This is a genomic window from Rahnella victoriana (assembly GCF_004330295.1).
In the GTDB taxonomy this organism is placed as follows: domain Bacteria; phylum Pseudomonadota; class Gammaproteobacteria; order Enterobacterales; family Enterobacteriaceae; genus Rahnella; species Rahnella victoriana.
In genome coordinates, this window is the sequence record NZ_SJOJ01000001.1 from 202,113 (window position 1) to 221,077 (window position 18,965).

At 54.0% G+C, this 18,965-nt stretch carries 14 protein-coding genes; 3 read left to right on the plus strand and 11 right to left on the minus strand.

Annotated elements, in window-relative coordinates:
• Window positions 1-90: 90 nt before the first annotated feature.
• From odhB to sdhC, 6 genes are all read right to left on the minus strand, one after another.
• On the minus strand, window positions 91-1,320 hold the full coding sequence (gene odhB, locus EYY67_RS01025; protein WP_095921205.1) for a 2-oxoglutarate dehydrogenase complex dihydrolipoyllysine-residue succinyltransferase: 1,230 nt from the start codon (window positions 1,318-1,320) through the stop codon (window positions 91-93).
• A gap of 45 nt (window positions 1,321-1,365) precedes the next feature.
• Complete coding sequence (gene sucA, locus EYY67_RS01030; RefSeq protein ID WP_095921204.1) at window positions 1,366-4,173, minus strand: 2-oxoglutarate dehydrogenase E1 component; 2,808 nt, start codon at window positions 4,171-4,173, stop codon at window positions 1,366-1,368.
• A gap of 401 nt (window positions 4,174-4,574) precedes the next feature.
• Window positions 4,575-5,291, minus strand: a complete 717-nt coding sequence (locus tag EYY67_RS01035; protein WP_013576440.1) for a succinate dehydrogenase iron-sulfur subunit — start codon at window positions 5,289-5,291, stop codon at window positions 4,575-4,577.
• A 19-nt stretch (window positions 5,292-5,310) separates the two neighbouring features.
• Window positions 5,311-7,077, minus strand: a complete 1,767-nt coding sequence (sdhA, locus tag EYY67_RS01040; protein WP_131692630.1) for a succinate dehydrogenase flavoprotein subunit — start codon at window positions 7,075-7,077, stop codon at window positions 5,311-5,313.
• A gap of 3 nt (window positions 7,078-7,080) precedes the next feature.
• Complete coding sequence (sdhD, locus tag EYY67_RS01045; RefSeq protein WP_095921202.1) at window positions 7,081-7,428, minus strand: succinate dehydrogenase membrane anchor subunit; 348 nt, start codon at window positions 7,426-7,428, stop codon at window positions 7,081-7,083.
• Window positions 7,422-7,811 (minus strand): succinate dehydrogenase cytochrome b556 subunit, encoded by a 390-nt coding sequence (gene sdhC, locus EYY67_RS01050; RefSeq protein WP_015698116.1) that lies wholly within the window; start codon window positions 7,809-7,811, stop codon window positions 7,422-7,424. The genes sdhD and sdhC overlap by 7 nt, the downstream gene beginning before the upstream one ends.
• Before the next feature lie 875 nt (window positions 7,812-8,686).
• On the opposite strand from sdhC, the gene EYY67_RS01055 reads away from it, so the two are divergent.
• Window positions 8,687-9,970: a citrate synthase gene (locus tag EYY67_RS01055; protein ID WP_095921201.1), complete on the plus strand. Its 1,284-nt coding sequence runs from the start codon at window positions 8,687-8,689 to the stop codon at window positions 9,968-9,970.
• A 485-nt stretch (window positions 9,971-10,455) separates the two neighbouring features.
• Complete coding sequence (locus EYY67_RS01060) at window positions 10,456-13,434, plus strand: autotransporter family protein (protein WP_242675553.1); 2,979 nt, start codon at window positions 10,456-10,458, stop codon at window positions 13,432-13,434.
• Window positions 13,435-13,484: 50 nt separating this feature from the next.
• Here the strand turns inward: EYY67_RS01060 and nei are convergent, their stop codons facing one another.
• From nei to pxpB, 5 genes are read right to left on the minus strand one after another with little or no spacing between them, the layout of a single operon-like run.
• Complete coding sequence (gene nei / locus EYY67_RS01065) at window positions 13,485-14,279, minus strand: endonuclease VIII (RefSeq protein ID WP_131692632.1); 795 nt, start codon at window positions 14,277-14,279, stop codon at window positions 13,485-13,487.
• Entirely contained in the window at window positions 14,279-14,929 is a 651-nt protein-coding gene (gene pcp, locus EYY67_RS01070; protein ID WP_119826608.1) for a pyroglutamyl-peptidase I, read from the minus strand. Before pcp ends, nei begins: the two co-directional genes overlap by 1 nt.
• A gap of 25 nt (window positions 14,930-14,954) precedes the next feature.
• Complete coding sequence (gene pxpA, locus EYY67_RS01075) at window positions 14,955-15,692, minus strand: 5-oxoprolinase subunit PxpA (RefSeq protein ID WP_131692633.1); 738 nt, start codon at window positions 15,690-15,692, stop codon at window positions 14,955-14,957.
• Window positions 15,682-16,611: a 5-oxoprolinase subunit PxpC gene (gene pxpC / locus EYY67_RS01080; protein ID WP_095921196.1), complete on the minus strand. Its 930-nt coding sequence runs from the start codon at window positions 16,609-16,611 to the stop codon at window positions 15,682-15,684. The genes pxpA and pxpC overlap by 11 nt, the downstream gene beginning before the upstream one ends.
• Entirely contained in the window at window positions 16,605-17,270 is a 666-nt protein-coding gene (pxpB, locus tag EYY67_RS01085; protein ID WP_131692634.1) for a 5-oxoprolinase subunit PxpB, read from the minus strand. Before pxpB ends, pxpC begins: the two co-directional genes overlap by 7 nt.
• Window positions 17,271-17,546: 276 nt before the next feature.
• Here pxpB and EYY67_RS01090 point away from each other — a divergent pair, with 276 nt between their 5' ends.
• Window positions 17,547-18,938, plus strand: a complete 1,392-nt coding sequence (locus EYY67_RS01090) for an MFS transporter (RefSeq protein ID WP_229921006.1) — start codon at window positions 17,547-17,549, stop codon at window positions 18,936-18,938.
• Window positions 18,939-18,965: the final 27 nt, after the last annotated feature.

An 18,965-nucleotide genomic window follows, 5' to 3' on the forward strand; every position in this document is an offset into this window, starting at 1 on the left:
ATTCTTATTCGGTAAGTAGGAAGGCTTATCAGGGCACAGCGAGAACTGTGCCGCAGATTTTTCGATCTCTCATCTTTCGCTGTGCCGGGACTAGACGTCCAGCAGCAGACGAGCCGGATCTTCCAGCATCTCTTTAATGGTCACCAGGAAGCCGACGGACTCGCGGCCATCCACCAGACGGTGATCGTAAGAGAGCGCCAGATACATCATTGGCAGGATCACAACCTGGCCATTCACCGCCATCGGACGATCTTTAATGGCATGCATGCCCAGGATCGCACTCTGTGGTGGGTTGATGATCGGGGTGGACATCAGGGAGCCGAAGACGCCGCCGTTGGTCACGGTAAAGTTACCGCCGGTCAGTTCTTCCACTTTCAGTTTGCCGTCACGGCCTTTGATCGCCAGCTCTTTGATTTGCTTCTCGATATCCGCCATGCCCAGCGTATCCACATCACGCAGAACCGGGGTCACCAGACCGCGTGGCGTAGACACCGCGATGCTGACATCAAAGTAGTTGTGGTAAACCACATCATCGCCATCGATAGAAGCATTCACTTCCGGGTAGCGTTTCAGCGCTTCAACCACGGCTTTCAGATAGAAAGACATGAAGCCCAGACGCACGCCGTGACGTTTTTCGAAACCATCACCGTACTGCTTACGCAGATCCATGATGGGCTTCATGTTGATTTCGTTGAAGGTGGTCAGCATCGCAGTGCTGTTTTTCGCTTCAAGCAGACGCTCAGCAACGCGTTTACGCAGACGGGTCATCGGTACGCGTTTTTCGCTGCGTGAACCCAGTGCCGGTGCAGCGCTGGTCGCGGCCGGAGCGGCGGCTGGCGCGGCGGCCGGTTTCGCGTCTTTGGCTTTCGCCAGGTGCTGTTCGATATCTTCACGGGTCAGACGACCGCCGACACCGCTGCCTTTGATCGCGCTGGCATCGAGAGAATGTTCAGCAATCAGACGGCGGATAGCCGGGCTGAGGGCGTCATTGCTCTCTTCTTCCAGTGCTGCTGTGTGGCGTGCCGCAGGAGTCGCTTCTTTATCGGAGCTTTTCTCAGTGCTTGGCTTACCGGTGCTGTTACCCGGACGGATACGCGCCAGGATCTGACGGGAAATGACCGTCGCACCTTCGTCTTCGATAATGCTGTCCAGAATACCGGCTTCACTTGCCGGGACTTCCAGAACCACTTTATCGGTTTCAATTTCTACCAGTACATCGTCACGCTCAACACTGTCGCCCGGTTTTTTGTGCCAGGTGGCAACCGTCGCATCCGCAACGGATTCAGGAAGGTCAGGGACCAGAATATCTACGCTACTCATTATAAATCCTTCTTATGTTCCATAGTGTTAACTCACGCCAACGCGTTATTTAACGTTCAGCGCATCGTTAACCAGATCTTGCTGTTGCTTCTGGTGAACGGACATGTAACCCACTGCCGGGGAAGCAGAGGCCGGACGTCCTGCGTAACGTAAAGAAGCCCCGAAAGGAATCACTTCACGGAAATTGTGCTGGCTGCAATACCACGCGCCTTGGTTCAGCGGCTCTTCCTGACACCAGACGAAATCATGAACGTGTGAGAATTTCTCAAGCACTTCCTGAATCGCTTTGTGCGGGAACGGGTACAGCTGCTCGATGCGGACAATCGCCACATCGGTTTGCTCGTTTTTGCGACGTTGTTCCAGCAGGTCGTAGTAAACCTTACCGGAGCACATCACCACGCGCTTAACCTGTTTCGGATCCAGCTCGTCAACTTCACCAATCGCGGGCAGGAAGCTGCCGTCGGCCAGTTCTTCCAGCGTAGAAACCGCCAGAGGATGTCGCAACAGTGACTTCGGTGACATCACGATCAGCGGACGGCGCATACCGCGCAGTGCCTGACGACGGATCATGTGATAAACCTGCGCCGGAGTAGACGGGATACACACCTGCATGTTTTGCTCAGCGCAAAGTTGCAGATAACGTTCCAGACGCGCGGAGGAGTGCTCCGGCCCCTGCCCTTCGTAGCCGTGCGGCAGCAACATCACCAGACCACACATGCGGCCCCATTTCTGTTCGCCGGAACTGATGAACTGGTCGATCACCACCTGCGCACCGTTGGCGAAGTCACCGAACTGCGCTTCCCAGATGGTCAGGGTGCGCGGTTCAGCCGTGGCATAACCGTATTCAAAGGCCAGCACCGCTTCTTCGGAAAGCACGGAATCCCAGACGTTGAATTCGCCCTGACTGTTATGAATATTGGCCAGCGGCACGTACACGGAACCGTTTTTCTGGTTGTGGATCACGGCATGGCGGTGGAAGAAGGTGCCGCGACCGGTATCTTCACCGGACAGACGGATCGGAATCCCTTCGTCTACCAGCGTGGCGTACGCCAGATTTTCTGCGCCGCCCCAGTCGAATTTCTTGTTCCCTTCGGCCATCTCGTTACGGTCGCCATAAATCTTGGCAACGCGTGACTGCATTTCGATCGCATCCGGCACATGGCTGACGCGACGCGCCAGTTCCTGCAGACGTTTCAGCTCGACCTTGTTCGGGTAAGGCTCGTCCCACTCATGATTCAGATACGGTGACCAGGTGAAAGTGTGCATGTCATTCTGACGCCACTCTTCCACCACGCATTCACCGGCATCCAGCGCATCGCGGTACAGGTTGACCATTTCCGTGGCATCTTCGAGGCTGGCAACGTTCTGCTCAGTCAGGACATCAGCGTAGATTTTGCGTGGCGTCGGGTGTTTCTTGATCTTGGTATACATCAGTGGCTGGGTTGCGCTTGGTTCGTCGGCCTCGTTATGGCCGTGGCGACGATAGCAAACCAGATCGATCATGACGTCACGTTTAAAGGTGTTACGGAAATCCAATGCCAGGCGGGTCACGAAAGCCACCGCTTCAGGGTCATCGGCATTGACGTGGAAAATCGGTGCCTGCACCATTTTCGCAATATCGGTACAGTAATCGGTGGAACGCGCATCTTTCGGATTCGAGGTAGTAAAACCTACCTGGTTATTGATGACGATACGCACGGTACCGCCCACTTCATAACCGCGTGCCAGCGACATGTTCAGGGTTTCCTGCACCACACCCTGACCGGTAATCGCCGCATCACCGTGAATGGTGATAGGCAGAACCATGTTGCTGCGCGCTTCGTCCAGACGATCACGACGGGCACGCACAGAACCGATCACCACCGGGCTGACGATTTCCAGGTGCGACGGGTTAAACGCCAGCGCCAGGTGAACCATCCCGCCTTCGGTTTCCACATCAGACGAATAGCCCATGTGGTATTTCACGTCACCGGTTCCGAGATGTTCTTTATGCTTGCCGGAGAATTCGTCGAACAGATCCTGAGGCTTTTTGCCCAGCACGTTGATCAGCACGTTCAGACGGCCACGGTGCGCCATACCCAGCACCACTTCGCGCGTACCGTTTTTGCCGGCATGACGGATCATGTCTTTCAGCATCGGCACCAGCGCATCGCCACCTTCCAGCGAGAAGCGTTTGGCGCCTGGGAATTTCGCGCCCAGATAACGCTCCAGACCTTCGGCTGCGGTCAGTTCTTTCAGGAACGTTTTCTTCTCATCATTGGTGAAGTTCGCACGACCGGCCACGGATTCGATACGCTGTTGGATCCAGCGTTTCTCTTCGGTGTTGGTGATGTGCATGTATTCCGCACCAATGGAACCGCAATAGGTTTGCTTCAGGGCTTTATACAGCTCGCCGAGCTGCATGGTTTCCTTGCCAATGGCAAATGAACCGACATTGAAGGTTTCCTGGAAATCAGCTTCGGTCAGATGATGGAACGCCGGATCCAGATCAGGCACATCGTCCAGTTTCCACAGGCCGAGGGGATCAAGGTTCGCGTTCTGATGACCACGGAAGCGGAAGGCGTTGATTAACTGCAACACCTTAACTTGCTTGGCATCCGTTTCCGGATCGCTGATGGAGGAATTATAACGTGACGCGTCTTTCGCCAGACGGCGGAAGTAGTCTCGTGTTTGAGAATGGAGTTGCTCTGGTTTCACACCCACTGTTGGTAGCTGTTTAAAAATCGAACGCCAGCTATCGTCAACGGAACCAGGATCGGTTAAGTAGTCTTCATAGAGTTGCTCTATGTAAGACTGGTTTGCACCCGCCAGATAGGAGGAATCCAGCCAGGCCTTCATTGCGCCGTTCTGCATCGTGATCCCTTAAGCTTTGAAGCTTTAGTTTTCGCCGTGGTTAATAATATTGACCGTGATACACCGCGGTAAAACGGTTTTCCATACTAAAACAGTTCGTTGGTTGAGCGGTTGGCTCTTCAAGGAACCTTCAGAAATCCGCCAGATGCGTGACTGATTTTTGAAGTTACCCTGCCTGTTTCTGCTGCCTTTCCGGGGTGTGTTTATCTCCCTGATTTTGACCCGGCTATCTTACTCCAGTCAGGCGCAACTTTGTTGCACTTGTTGCTACTTTGTTATTAAAAATTTAATTATTTGCTATCACTGCCTCAGTTACCACATTTGTAACTAAAGAAAGCGCAAAGCCGGTGGTATCGAAATAACAGCGGGAACCTGAGTTCCCGCTGTGCGTGGCTTATCAATCAGGCACCGCGTTGTAGCAGCATCGATTTGATATGGCCGATAGCCTTGGTCGGGTTCAGTCCCTTCGGACATACACTCACACAGTTCATGATGCTGTGGCAGCGGAATACGCTGAAAGCATCGTTCAGATCGTCGAGGCGCGATTGTGTTTCGGTATCGCGGCTGTCGATCAGGAAACGGTAAGCGGCCAGAAGGCCCGCCGGGCCGACAAACTTGTCCGGATTCCACCAGAAAGACGGACAGGACGTCGAACAGCAGGCGCAGAGAATACATTCGTACAATCCGTCCAGCTTTTCGCGGTCATCCGGCATTTGTAAATGTTCACGCGCCGGAGGATTTTTCCCATCATTCAACAAGTAAGGCTTAATCTTCTCATACTGCTTATAGAATTGTCCCATGTCTACAACAAGGTCACGGACAACCGGTAACCCGGGCAACGGACGGATAACAATTTTCTTGCTGCCGTTACGCAGTGTCGACACTGGCGTGATACAGGCCAGACCGTTTTTACCGTTCATGTTGACGCCATCGGACCCGCAAACGCCTTCACGGCAGGAGCGGCGGAACGCCAGCGTCGGATCCTGTTCTTTCAGCAAAATCAGCGCGTCGAGCAACATCATGTCGCGCCCTTCTTTGGCTTCCAGCACATAATCTTTCATGTACGGCACGTCATCGACGTCCGGGTTGTAGCGATAAATCGAAAATTCAATTTTCATAATCTGTCTCCGCTCCGCCCTAGTAAGTACGCGCTTTCGGCGGGAACGCCGCGCGAAGCTTAGGCTGCATGTTCACCTCACGGCGGGTCATGCTTTCTGTTTCCGGCTGATACAGCGTGTGGCACAGCCAGTTCGCATCATCACGCTCAGGGAAGTCGAAGCGGCTGTGTGCGCCACGGCTTTCAGTGCGGTAGTTTGCGGAGACAGCGGTAGAGAACGCGGTTTCCATCAGGTTATCCAGCTCCAGACACTCAACGCGCTGGGTATTGAATTCTGATGACGTATCGTCCAGACGGGCAGATTTCAGACGCTCGCGGATCACTTTCAGTTCTTCCAGACCTTTCGCCATCGCATCACCTTCACGGAAGACCGAGAAGTTGTTCTGCATGCACGATTGCAGGTCTTTACGGATAGCCACCGGATCTTCACCTGAACGGGTGTTGTTCCAGCGGTTCAGACGTTCCAGAGACACGTCGATGTCATCCTGAGACGCTTCACGGCTTTCGCCCTGCTCGGTAATGGATTCCTGCAGATGCATGCCCGCCGCACGGCCAAACACCACCAGATCCAGCAGCGAGTTACCGCCAAGGCGGTTAGCGCCATGAACGGATACGCAGGCGATTTCGCCGACCGCGAACAGACCCGGGATCACTTCATCCTGACCCTGTGCGTTCACACGCAGCGCCTGACCGGTCACTTTGGTCGGAATACCGCCCATCATGTAGTGGCAGGTTGGGATAACAGGAATTGGCTCTTTCACCGGATCGACGTGTGCGAAGGTACGCGACAGTTCAAGAATACCCGGCAGGCGGGATTCCAGAACGTCTTTACCCAGATGATCAAGTTTCAGTTTGGCGTGCGGACCCCACGGACCTTCACAGCCACGGCCTTCACGGATTTCGATCATAATGGAACGCGCCACCACGTCTCGACCCGCCAGGTCTTTCGCATTCGGCGCATAACGTTCCATGAAACGCTCGCCGTCTTTATTCAGCAGATAACCGCCTTCACCACGGCAGCCTTCTGTCACCAGCACCCCTGCACCGGCGATACCGGTCGGGTGGAACTGCCACATTTCCATGTCCTGTACCGGCACGCCGGCACGCAGCGCCATGCCGACACCGTCACCGGTATTAATGTGGGCGTTGGTGGTGGACTGATAAATACGCCCTGCACCGCCGGTTGCCAGCACGGTGGCTTTGGCTTTGAAGTACACCACTTCACCGGTTTCGATACAGATAGCCGTACAGCCGACGATGGCGCCGTCCTGGTTTTTCACTAAATCCAGTGAATACCATTCGGAGAAAATCGTGGTGCCGTTTTTCAGGTTCTGCTGATACAGCGTGTGCAGTAACGCGTGACCGGTACGGTCAGCCGCTGCGGCAGTTCGTGCCGCCTGCTCGCCGCCGAAGTTTTTCGACTGGCCACCAAACGGACGCTGATAGATACGACCGTCTTCAAGACGGGAGAAAGGCAGCCCCATGTGTTCGAGTTCCAGAATCGCTTCCGGCCCGGTTTTACACATATATTCAATGGCGTCCTGGTCACCGATATAGTCGGAACCTTTTACGGTGTCGTACATATGCCATTCCCAGTCATCCTCATGGGTGTTACCCAGCGCGACGGTGATACCACCCTGCGCTGACACCGTATGGGAGCGGGTCGGGAAGACTTTAGAAATCAGGGCACAAGACAGCCCCATTTGTGAAATTTGTAACGCGGCACGCATACCGGCGCCACCTGCACCGATAACGACAGCATCAAACTCTCTGACTGGCAGATTCATTTACTACGCTCCCCAAACAACAATTGTTCCGTAAAGTAGGTAAACCACTAATGTCACGACAATGGCCAGTTGCAGCACAAGCCGGACAGCTACCGGTTTCACATAGTCCGTTAACACCTGCCACATGCCGATCCACGCATGGATCAGAATCGACAGCAGCGCCAGCAGTGTGAATACTTTGGTGATGGAGGAAGAGAAGAAGCCATGCCAGACATCAAATGTCAGTTCCTGAGCCAGAACCACGAAGCCCAGAATATAGAGGATGTACAGGGTGAGGATGATGGCGGAAGCACGCAGTAACAGCCAGTCGTGCACACCATTGCGCCCTAACGCAGAAACGTTGCTTACCATACGAGGACTCCAGCCAGAATTGACAGCACGACGGTCAGACCGATTGCCACCTGGGCAGAACGGGTACCGGCAGCCAAACTCTCTTCGATATAGCCAAAATCCATCAGCAGATGGCGGATGCCACCGCAAACGTGATAGGCCAGCGCAGTGAGTATTCCCCAAAAGATGAATTTGACGAAGAAGCTATTCATGATGGCGGCAGCATGTGCAAACCCTTCAGGAGAAGAGAGAGACAGGCCTAACAGCCAGAGGAGGATACCGACGGCGACGAAGGTAATTACGCCAGAGACTCGGTGTAAGATGGACGCTATCGCAGTAACAGGAAACCGGATCGTTTGCAGATCCAGATTGACAGGTCTTTGTTTTTTCACGGTTTTGCCCACACAGCTCTTATTATTTTACTTCCTCCGGCCCGGAGCAGTATGTCAGACAGCACCCTTTCCTTCGTTCTTGTCGCTGTGGGTGCGTTGGCTGCGCGCGCTCACCCTAATCACTGACCTATGTCAGCTCATAGGGATTCGGTTGCTTGCCGTCTTCCCACAACACCAATAACTTTGGAAAGCTGAGCTAAAAGCTCATCAGTTTTCGCGCTCAAAGGACGACATCCAGTGTGCTTAAAAGGCGCGATAAACGTATTTTCGTAGCCGTAACGTAAAGGGCGAAGAAAATGATGCTGGGTGCTCCTACTTCGGATTGCCCGGAGACCTTGTAGGAGTATAGGTTGATCACATTCTTATTACAATTGCCCTACAAATGCTTTATTCACATTTCTCCGAAACAGTGAGTTAGCTCTCACTTTCCATAAAAGACACAAAATAAATTATCGAGTTTGACATTTGATCAACATTTCCATTACAAATGAGCTATCCCTATAGGACTGTGATTCTGAGCACATACCGGCTTTGCCCTCTCGCACCAAAATGGTGAAAGTTTCTGAAGAATCAGTGGATCACACAATCAACATACGGGGTCTTCCCTGATGGCCCAAGTTATGCAAAAGTGGTGATTGTGTAAATCCTCATACTCTTCACAGGTACTGAGCGACAGAACAGTAATGATTTACCGAATCGTTAACAACGATGAAACGCCGCTTGTTTGTCACAGAGCAGTCTGAGACTGCACTTCGACTCAGCTCTACGTTCCCTTCCCATTCGATCGCAGAGCTAAGGCTGACAATAATAATGACCTTACAAGGCGTCGCTTCCAGGCATTTCTGTTGTTACTGATTTTTAAAAATAAGGCGCTAAGGAGACTGTAAATGGCTGATAAGAAAGCGACACTTACCCTACAAGGTCACGACCCGATTGAACTAAACGTGCTGTCCGGCACACTGGGCCAGGATGAAGTGGATATCCGCACCCTCGGTTCTAAAGGTCTTTTCACCTATGACCCCGGTTTCACCTCTACTGCATCCTGCGAATCCAAAATCACCTATATCGACGGTGAAGAAGGCATTCTGTTGCACCGTGGTTTCCCGATTGACCAGCTGGCACAAGAATCCACGTTCCTTGAAGTGAGCTATCTGCTGCTGAACGGCGAAGTGCCGACGCAGAAACAGTTTGACGAATTCAAGACCAATGTCACCCGTCACACCATGGTGCATGAGCAAATTACCCGTCTGTTCCACGGCTTCCGTCGCGACTCTCACCCGATGGCGGTGTTGTGTGGCGTGACCGGCGCACTGGCCGCGTTTTATCACGACTCCATCGACGTCGAAAACGAACGTCACCGTGAAATCGCCGCTTACCGTCTGCTGTCCAAAATGCCGACCGTGGCCGCCATGTGTTACAAATATTCTATCGGTCAGCCGTTTGTGTATCCGCGCAACGACCTGTCTTATGCCGGTAACTTCCTGCACATGATGTTCTCCACGCCGTGTGAAGAATATAAAGTGAACCCGATTCTGGAACGCGCCATGGATCGTATCCTGATCCTGCACGCTGACCACGAGCAAAACGCGTCAACATCCACCGTGCGTACCGCCGGTTCTTCCGGCGCGAACCCGTTCGCCTGTATCGCTGCGGGCATTGCGTCCCTGTGGGGACCGGCTCACGGCGGTGCCAACGAAGCGGCGCTGAAAATGCTGGAAGAAATCAGCAGCGTGGATCACATCCCTGCTTTCGTGAAACGCGCGAAAGATAAAAATGATTCCTTCCGCCTAATGGGCTTCGGTCACCGTGTTTATAAAAACTATGACCCGCGCGCCACCGTGATGCGTGAAACCTGTCATGAAGTGCTGAAAGAGCTGGATCTGAAAGACAACCTGCTGGAAGTGGCGATGGAGCTTGAGCACATCGCGCTGAACGACCCGTACTTCATCGAGAAGAAACTGTACCCGAACGTCGATTTCTACTCCGGCATCATCCTGAAAGCGATGGGCATTCCGTCTTCCATGTTCACCGTGATCTTCGCGATGGCCCGTACCGTAGGCTGGATTGCACACTGGAGCGAAATGCATCAGGAAGGCATCAAAATCGCCCGTCCTCGTCAGCTGTATACCGGCTACGACAAACGCGATTTCCATTCTCAGCTGAAAAAATAAGTCCTCCGTAATATATAAGGCCGATGAATAACTCATCGGCCTTTTTTATTTACCATCTCCACGAATTCTTAATCGTATATTCAGACTTCTTAATAAGACTGAATATTAACACCATTAATTGACGCTTTACATTTCGTGATATATCCTCCCCAGAAATTTGTCATGTAATAAAAACGATGAGTCATTATTATGATTCCATATTAACTCGTTAGATAAAAAAACGATTAACTGGAACAGGTAATATAAACACGCCATTATTCAACACAGGACATTCTGACATGGAAGAAAATCGGAACAGCTCGCGTTCGTTTAAAAAAACATTATTATCGAGTGCTATATTAAGTCTTTTATTGCCTTCATTTTCAGCATTGGCAACCGCGACATACGCTGGCGGTGATTATGAATTTCCAAGTATTAATTCTTCCTCGACACCTGGTAATGACGGCATTGCCTATATCATCACCGATGCAGGAACAAAAGTCACCGTGGCCGGAGAAATGGCCCTTCCGGGTATTCCTGCTCCTATTCCTCTTAAATCCGTCGTTTCAACCACCGGCAACGAAGCCTATGCCTTCAATATTATTAATCAAGGTAAGCTGATACTTAACTATGCTGACGTGAGCACAACAAACTCCAGTAAGACATTTAACATAAAAAGTGGCGGCTCCGCCGAAATTTATAACGCAGATATTAGTTCAGGGAAAAATGGCAGCAGCGTTATTTATGTTTCAGATAACAATTCCACCTTGCTCGGTGATGATATTCGAATAAGTAGTGACGCGACTCAGGCGGTAGGGATTGATATTCGCGCAGGTGCTCGTGCGAATATCAGCAATGTAAATATTGAATTATTAGTTGACGGAAAAAGAGCAGTCTCTGTTGAAGAAGCATCTGCTTATATTAACGGACTCACTGTTAATCAGCAATCTTCGGGATCTCCCGAAAGTCAAAGTGCTATTTATGCCTTAGGAGGAAAAAATACCGTCATTGCTGACGTCACCATCATTGATGGCAACGTTCAATTAACAGGCACCAACAGTTCCATCGTCGATGCAAATGCCTACAGTAAGGTCAGGTTAGACGGCGGCATTTATGAGGCAAATGGCAATAATACCAGCGGATTTAACATTGCGGCGTCCAGCGCAACGTTAACAGCAAGTAACCTGCAACTGACGACACACGGCGCAAATTCCGAAGCAATAAATGCACGTGGAGATACCGGGTTAGACCATGTCACCGTCACGACTACAGGTGACAGTTCCTATGCGTTATACGTCGATTCTGGCGAATTATCAGATACACCCAATGCGCAACCGGTGACCTTGACCGGCAAAGATATGCACATCATCACAACAGGCGTCAGTTCAGCCGCGGTGGTCGCTGCCCGTACAGGGATTATGGATCTTGATGGTGCTGAGATTACAACCAGCGGAAGAAACAGTAATCTGCTGGTTGCGATGAATGATTCTACCCTTGAAGCCAACGCGGTTAAGGGGAATTCAACCGGCGAAGGTGCGTCCGCTATCCGTTCCTATGCCAACAGCCAGATGACCATCAGCAACAGCGAGTTATCGACCACCGGTGCATTAGCAAATGGCATTTATGCGCAGGGTTTTAATGCAGACCATCAGGCCGTCGTGACGCTGGATAAAAGCGTTGTCAGCAGTGCCACCAGTGAGGGAATACTCGCCGAAGGGGCAAATACTCAGATAAATGTGAATAACGGATCAACCGTGCAAAGCGGAAACGGCGTGCTGCTGAAAGCCAGGAGTTATACCAGTACCAGCACCGGTGTTACCACACAAAGCCAGATCAACTTGTCGGCCAGTGACTCTCACATGGAAGGCGAAATCATTGCCGATACCGGCAGTGTTGTGGATGTGTATCTTAACAGCGGTTCGGAATGGGAAGGGGTGACGGGCAGTACCCACAGCGTCAACATCGACGACTCCAGTCAGTGGACTGTAACGGGTGATTCCACGATTTCGCAGATGAACTCCGGCGGTACTACCCTCTTCACTCACAGCGGTAATGATTACTCTGAGCTCACCGTGAACGGCGATATGACCGGCGACGGCGTTTATCGCATCAATACTTATCTGGATGACAGTAACTCGCCGACAGACCAAATCCATGTCACTGGCGACGTGACGGGAAAGAATACCCTGTATGTCACCAGCACCGGCGGGAGCGGTAACTATACGCTGGGCAACGGTATCGAAGTGATCACCGTAGCAGGCACCAATATTCAGGGAACGGATGCCTTCGCGCTGGGTAATTCTGTTTCAGCTAACGCCTTCAACTATGGTCTGCGTAAAGGTGATATCACCACCGGTGAGGGCGAAAACTGGTACCTGAGCACCTGCACGAATTATGATTGCACCACACCGATCCCGGATCCTGATCCTATCCCTGACCCGACACCGGATGACAATCCCGACGATAATCCTGACGATGTCCCTGACGATGTTCCGGACGATATCCCTGACGATGTTCCGGATGACAACCCGGATGTGAACCCAACCCCGACGCCAACCGATGATAATCTGCCATGGCGCGAGGAAGTGCCGGGGTATATCGCCGCACCGGTGCTGAACATGCAGTACGGCTTCGATGCCATCGGCACTTATCACCAGCGTACCGGCGGCGATGTGCTGCATAAAGACGGCGCATGGGGCCGGATTGTCGGCACGCACACCGAAAATGACGCAGGCCGTTTCAGCTATGACACCGATACCTGGTTCGCGCAGTTGGGTATGGATCTGATGTGGGATAAAGACGCAGAAAACACCGAACGCAGCGCCGGTATTCTCATGACACTTGGACGCCAGAATACTGACGCGCAAGACAGTCTTCGCAACAACAACCCGCTGTATTCCGTACAAACCGGCAGTATAGACAGTGACATCTACAGCTTCGGCGGTTACTACACGCTGAAAGCGCAGGATGGCGGCTACATTGACGCGGTGGGCATGGGCAGCTGGTATAAAAACAGCTATGACAGCACGCATGATGCGGATCAGGACGGATATGGCATTGCCTTATCGGTCGAAGCGGGCAAGCCTTTTACCTTGCATGAAAATCTGAAAATTGAACCGCAGGCGCAGGTGATCTATCAGTATCTGAATCTGGACGATTTCAGCGATGGCATCAGCCATGTTTCCGGCGTCTCCACCAGCAATGCGCAGGCGCGCGGCGGTGTGCGTTTATTCCTGGATAATCCGACCTGGACGCCATACCTGACGCTGGATGCCGTCACCACGATCGGCAATGAACCGGATGTGCAAATCGCCGACAGACGCCTGAAAGCCGAATTCAGCGACAGCTGGTGGCAGAGTGGCGCAGGTCTGGCGGGTAAACTTGGTGAAAACACCACAATTTACACCGACATCCGCTACCAGAAAGGTTTCGATTCGGATATGGAAGGCTACAGCGGCAATCTGGGTGTGAAAGTCAATTTCTGACCCTGCTCTCCTTTCTTAAGGGCACTCCGGTGCCCTTTTCTTTTTATCCGCTACACCTGACACACCGGGCACCAGAAAAACGGTCGCGATGACACACTGGTTTTCATGATCGGATCACCGCAACGTTCACACGGCAGGCCCGTCCGGCCAAACACCTTAAAACGAAACAGCGCACCGTGATGCACATTTTCATCCATCGTGCCGCGTGTGGCATAGGATAATCGCGCAACCGACAAACAGGCATCCGCCAGCGCATCCAGTTCCGTTTCATTCAGTTCTTTGGGTTTATGTTCCGGCAGCAGCTTCGCCAGCCAGAGAATTTCCGCCCGCAGATAATTACCCAGCCCCGCCAGAAACGCCTGATCCAGCAGCATTCCGCCTAACTGACGGTTGCGGAATTTTGGCGAGAGTAACCGCTCACGAACCTGCGCGACCGTCAGACGCTCATCCAGCACATCCGGCCCGATACGTTGCAGGAAAGGATGCCTTTCGATATCCACCGTATCGTAAATGCCAATCTCCGACGCGCTGTAAAGCAGGATCGCCGCGTCGGTGGTTTGCAGTTTCACCCGCAGCGACCGTTTGGTTTCTTTCGCCACTTCACCGGCATTCAGTACCCGCCAGACACCGTAAAGCTGATTGTGGCTGTACAACGTCAGGCCATTGGAGAAGTGCGTCAGCAGGGCTTTTCCGCGTGTTTCAATGGCGGTGATGGTGGTTCCGCGCAACGCAGACTGATAGGGTTTCAGTGCCGGAAACGCAAACCAGGCTTCCGTCAGGGGCTTATTCACCACCGCTTCTGACAGCAAATCAGCCGCGCGCCGGATTTCAGGACCTTCTGGCATCAGTGAGTCGCACCCTCTGCAATTTTCAAATCTTGTTCCGTGTGCAGCGCGATGGCGATAGTCAGCTCAAGGGCGTTGAGGACAGTGTGTACTGACATACTTGGCGCGCCGGGATGTTGCGCAGCCTGTTCCGGCAGATAAGGAATATGGATAAAACCGCCCTTCACCACGTTGCAGGCCGGTTGCGCCAGACGGTGCATCAGGCCGTACATCACATGATTACAGACGTAGGTGCCTGCGGTCTGCGACACGGAAGCCGGAATACCCGACTCGCGCAATCCGCTGACGATGGTCTTGAGCGGCAGGGTGGAAAAATACGCCGCCGGACCGTCTGCGACAATGGGTTCGTCTACCGGCTGATGGCCGTCGTTGTCTGCAATACGCGCATCATCGACGTTAATCGCCACACGTTCGAGGCTGAAATCACATCGCCCGCCCGCCTGACCGACGCAAATCACCATTTCCGGCAGCACGTCATCAATCGCCGCATTCAGCGCATCAATCGCTTTACCAAATACGCACGGCAACTGACGGACCACAATCTGCGCACCGGATAATTCCAGATCGCCCAGTTGTTTCACCACTTCCCATGAAGGATTGACACGTTCGCCGCCAAAAGGCTCAAAACCGGTAACTAACACTTTACGCATAGGGACTCCCCGGAAACTGCAAAAATCAGCCTGCGCTGACCTGAATAGCCTGCTCATTAAACGCCGCACGCAGACGACGCGCAAAGGTCAGCGCGTGCTCACCATCACCGTGAAGGCAGACGGTATCGGCGTTAACCGGCACCCAGACGCCTTCGCGGCTGAGCACTTTTTTCTGCTGTACCATCGCCAGCGTCTGATCCAGCGCCAGTTCGTCGCTTTCGATCATCGCATCCGGCTGACTGCGCGGCACCAGCGTGCCGTTGTGCTGATAACGCCGGTCGGCAAACACTTCCTCGCGGGTGGTCAGTCCGAGACGCTCACCGGCGCGGATAAGCTCACTGCCCGCCAGCCCGACCAGACGCAATGCGGGATCGACGTCATACACCGCGCGGGCGATGGCATCCGCCAGCACGGCATCGGTCGCAGCCTGGTTGTACAGCATGCCATGTGGCTTCACATGCACCATCATTCCGCCCTGCGCACGGGTGATGGCGGCCAGCGCCCCCAGCTGATACACCACCTGCGCATACACCGTTTCGGCAGGCAGTTGCATGGCGGTGCGGCCAAAGTTTTCCCGGTCAGGGAACCCGGGGTGCGCGCCAATTGCCACGCCGTATTTCATCGCCCAGCGAACCGATTGCTGCATGGTCTGCGCGTCACCGGCGTGAAATCCGCAGGCGATATTGGCGGAGCTGACCAGTTGCAACAGCGCCTCGTCATGGGCACAGCCTTCGCCCAGATCGGCATTGAGATCAACGATCATACAACCCCCGTTTAATCTGTTCGATAAAGAGTGACTGCTCACGCAGTGCTTTCTGCGCCTCTTCCGGCGTGCATTTTACAAAGTGAACCGGCTCGCCAAGGCGGATCTGCGCCAGATTGTACAAATCGGCTTCGATGACGCAGGCGATACGCGGATAGCCGCCGGTGGTCTGGGCATCGGCCATCAGCACAATCGGCTGGCCGCCATGCGGCACCTGCACCACGCCGGGCAATAAGCCGTGCGAGAGCATTTCGCGGTCGGTTTCGCGTTTCAGGGTGTGGCCGTGCAGACGGTAACCCATGCGGTTACTTTGCGGGCTAAGCTGCCACGATGCGCGCCAGAATTCTTCCCGCGACTGCGCACTGAATTCCTGATATTCCGGCCCCGGCAGCGCACGGATGCGGTTACCGAACAGCAGCTGTTTGATGCCACCGGCAATTTTCGGATGATGGAAAGTATCGCCGGTCGGCAACATATCGCCGTCCTGCAACGGACGCCCGTGGAAGCCGCCGAAACGGGCTTTCAGATCGGTGCTGCGCGATCCCATCACTTCCGGCACATCAATGCCGCCGGAAATCGCCAGATAGCTGCGCATCCCGCGCACCGGCGTTTTCAGGGTCAGTACCTGGCCCGGCCTGACCGCATAGCGCCAGCCGGTCCAGACGTCTTTGCCGTCAAGCTGCGCGTGACAGCCCGCACCGGTCAGTGCGATCCAGCCTTCGCGGTGAAACTCGGCACTGAATTGTCCGAGGGTGATTTCCAGCCCGGCGGCATTTTCATCGTTGCCGACCAGCAGGTTAGCGATACGCAACGCCGGTGTATCCAGCGCACCGGACTGACTGACGCCCTGCTGGCGATAACCGTTGCGTCCCATATCCTGCACCGTGGTGAACATCCCGGCGCGTAAAACCTTCAGCATACGCCCTCCTTTTGCGGCACGAAACGCACGCTGTCACCCGGTAACAGCAAGGTCGGCGTCGCACGCAGCGGATCAAACATCGCCAGCGGCGTCTGCCCGATCAGCTGCCAGCCACCCGGCGTCGCCAGCGGATAAATCCCAGTCTGACTGCCGCCGATCCCAACCGAACCGGCAGGCACCGACAATCGCGGTTCGCCATGGCGCGGCGTCGCCAGCGTTTCCGGCAGACCGCCGAGATAAGGAAAACCGGGCTGGAAACCGAGAAAATACACGGTGTAAGCCGTCCCGGCATGGCATTCCACCACCTGACGCGGCGTCATGCCGGTATGGTGCGCCACGTTGTCCAGATCCGGCCCCTGCACACCGCCGTAAATCACCGGAATTTCGATCAGCCGCGATTCCGGCTCAATGGCCTCACTTTCTTCCCACCAGTTTTGCAGACGCTCGATGGCATCCAGCGCGGAACTTTGCGCCTCGGTGAGTAATACCGTCAGATTATTCATACCGGGAATGACTTCGCGTACGCCCGGATAGGTGGCGCGATCCTGTAAACGTTGCGCCAGCCCCCAAATTCGCTGCTGGCTTGTCAGCGACACCGGCGGTTCCAGCTCCAGCACTACCGCGCGTTCACCCAGCAGGTAACATCGTGCTCGTTGCACTCAGACACTCCTCAAAGAAGGGTTGTGGATCATCGGGTTATTCATCAAATCAATAGCGTGAGATTTGTTATCAGTTATGCGGGAAACAGAGTGCTGATGTCAACTCATCTGCCCGTTTGCACGGGACACTGAGGTTTCGCCCGCCGCCTGCACCTGCTACTCTCAGAAATGTTGCTGTTTTTTTAGCGTTTGGATAACGCCTTCGTTACACAATAGGGATGGCCTGTGAGAAAACCATTAGCACTCTTTTTTCCGCTCTATACCACGACATTACTGATGCTGCTGGGTTCCGGCCTGCTGACGACTTATATTTCCCTGCGTCTTTCGGCGGTTCACGTCAGCGGCGCGATGATCGGGGCAATCATTGCGGCCAACTACATCGGGCTGGTGATCGGCGGCAAAGTCGGCCACATCCTGATCGCCCGCGTCGGTCACATCCGCGCTTACGTTTCCTGTTCCGGGATCATCACTGCCGCCGTGCTGGGTCACGGCCTGACGGACATCATTCCTGTCTGGGTGGTGCTGCGCCTGATCATCGGCTTATGCATGATGGTGCAATATATGGTGCTGGAAAGCTGGCTTAATGATCAGGCGGAGGCCAACCAGCGCGGCGTGGTATTCGGCTTTTATATGGTGGCGTCTTATCTCGGCATGGCGCTCGGCCAGGTGGTGCTGATGCTCAACAGCGATTTAGGCGTCAGTACGCTGATCGTTATCGCGTTATGTTTCGCGTTGTGTCTGGTGCCGATTGCGCTGACGACGCGCACCAACGTCGGCCATATGTCTCCGGCGCCGATGGAACTGAAATTCTTTATTGGCGCGATCCCCAAAGTGCTGGCGATCACGCTGTTAATCGGCATGGTCGTCGGTTCGTTCTACGGACTCGCGCCGATTTACACCAGCCAGCAGGCACTGAGCACGCAGCAAACCGGCCTGTTTATGGCGCTGGCGATTTTCGCCGGGCTGCTGGCCCAGTTTCCGCTCAGCTGGTTGTCGGATCGCTATAACCGCAACATGCTGATGCGCATTAACGCCATTCTGCTGGCAGTGGCTGCCCTGCCGCTGGCGCTGGTCAGCCACATTTCGTTTCCGCTGCTGCTCGGTATTGGCTTTGTCGTCAGCCTGATGCAGTTCACGCTGTACCCGCTGGTCGTCGCACTGGCGAATGACATGATTGAACCGGAACGCCGCGTGTCGCTTTCCGCTTGTCTGCTGATGGCCTTTGGCGTCGGTGCCTGTATCGGCCCGCTGGCGGTTGGCGCGCTGATCCAGCCATTAGGCGGCAATATCCTTTACGCCTTTTTCGCCCTGTGTGGGGCCGGAATTGTGGCGCTGAGCCGGACGTCGAAGAAAGAAGAAGAAACCCAGATGGCCGTCGATGCGCCGGTGCCGCACATCGCCATGCCGGACAGCCTGAGCAGTTCTCCGCTCTCCCCTGCACTGAACCCGGCGTTTGACGAACAGATGATTCAGGAGACCATGCCCGCCCCGGAAAACGTGGTGGAACCGCAGGTTGAGGAAAGCGAAAACGTGGAGGAAGAAGAAGAGGAAAGCAAGTATCCACCGCAGGGCGCAGACCCTGAAGTGGATACCGGATTACAGCGGGCGTTTACCCTGCTGGAAGACAGCGTGTCTGATGAGTCATCGGATAAAATGTCTCAGAAGTGAGGGGCGTAATCGTTGCAGTCAGTTTGG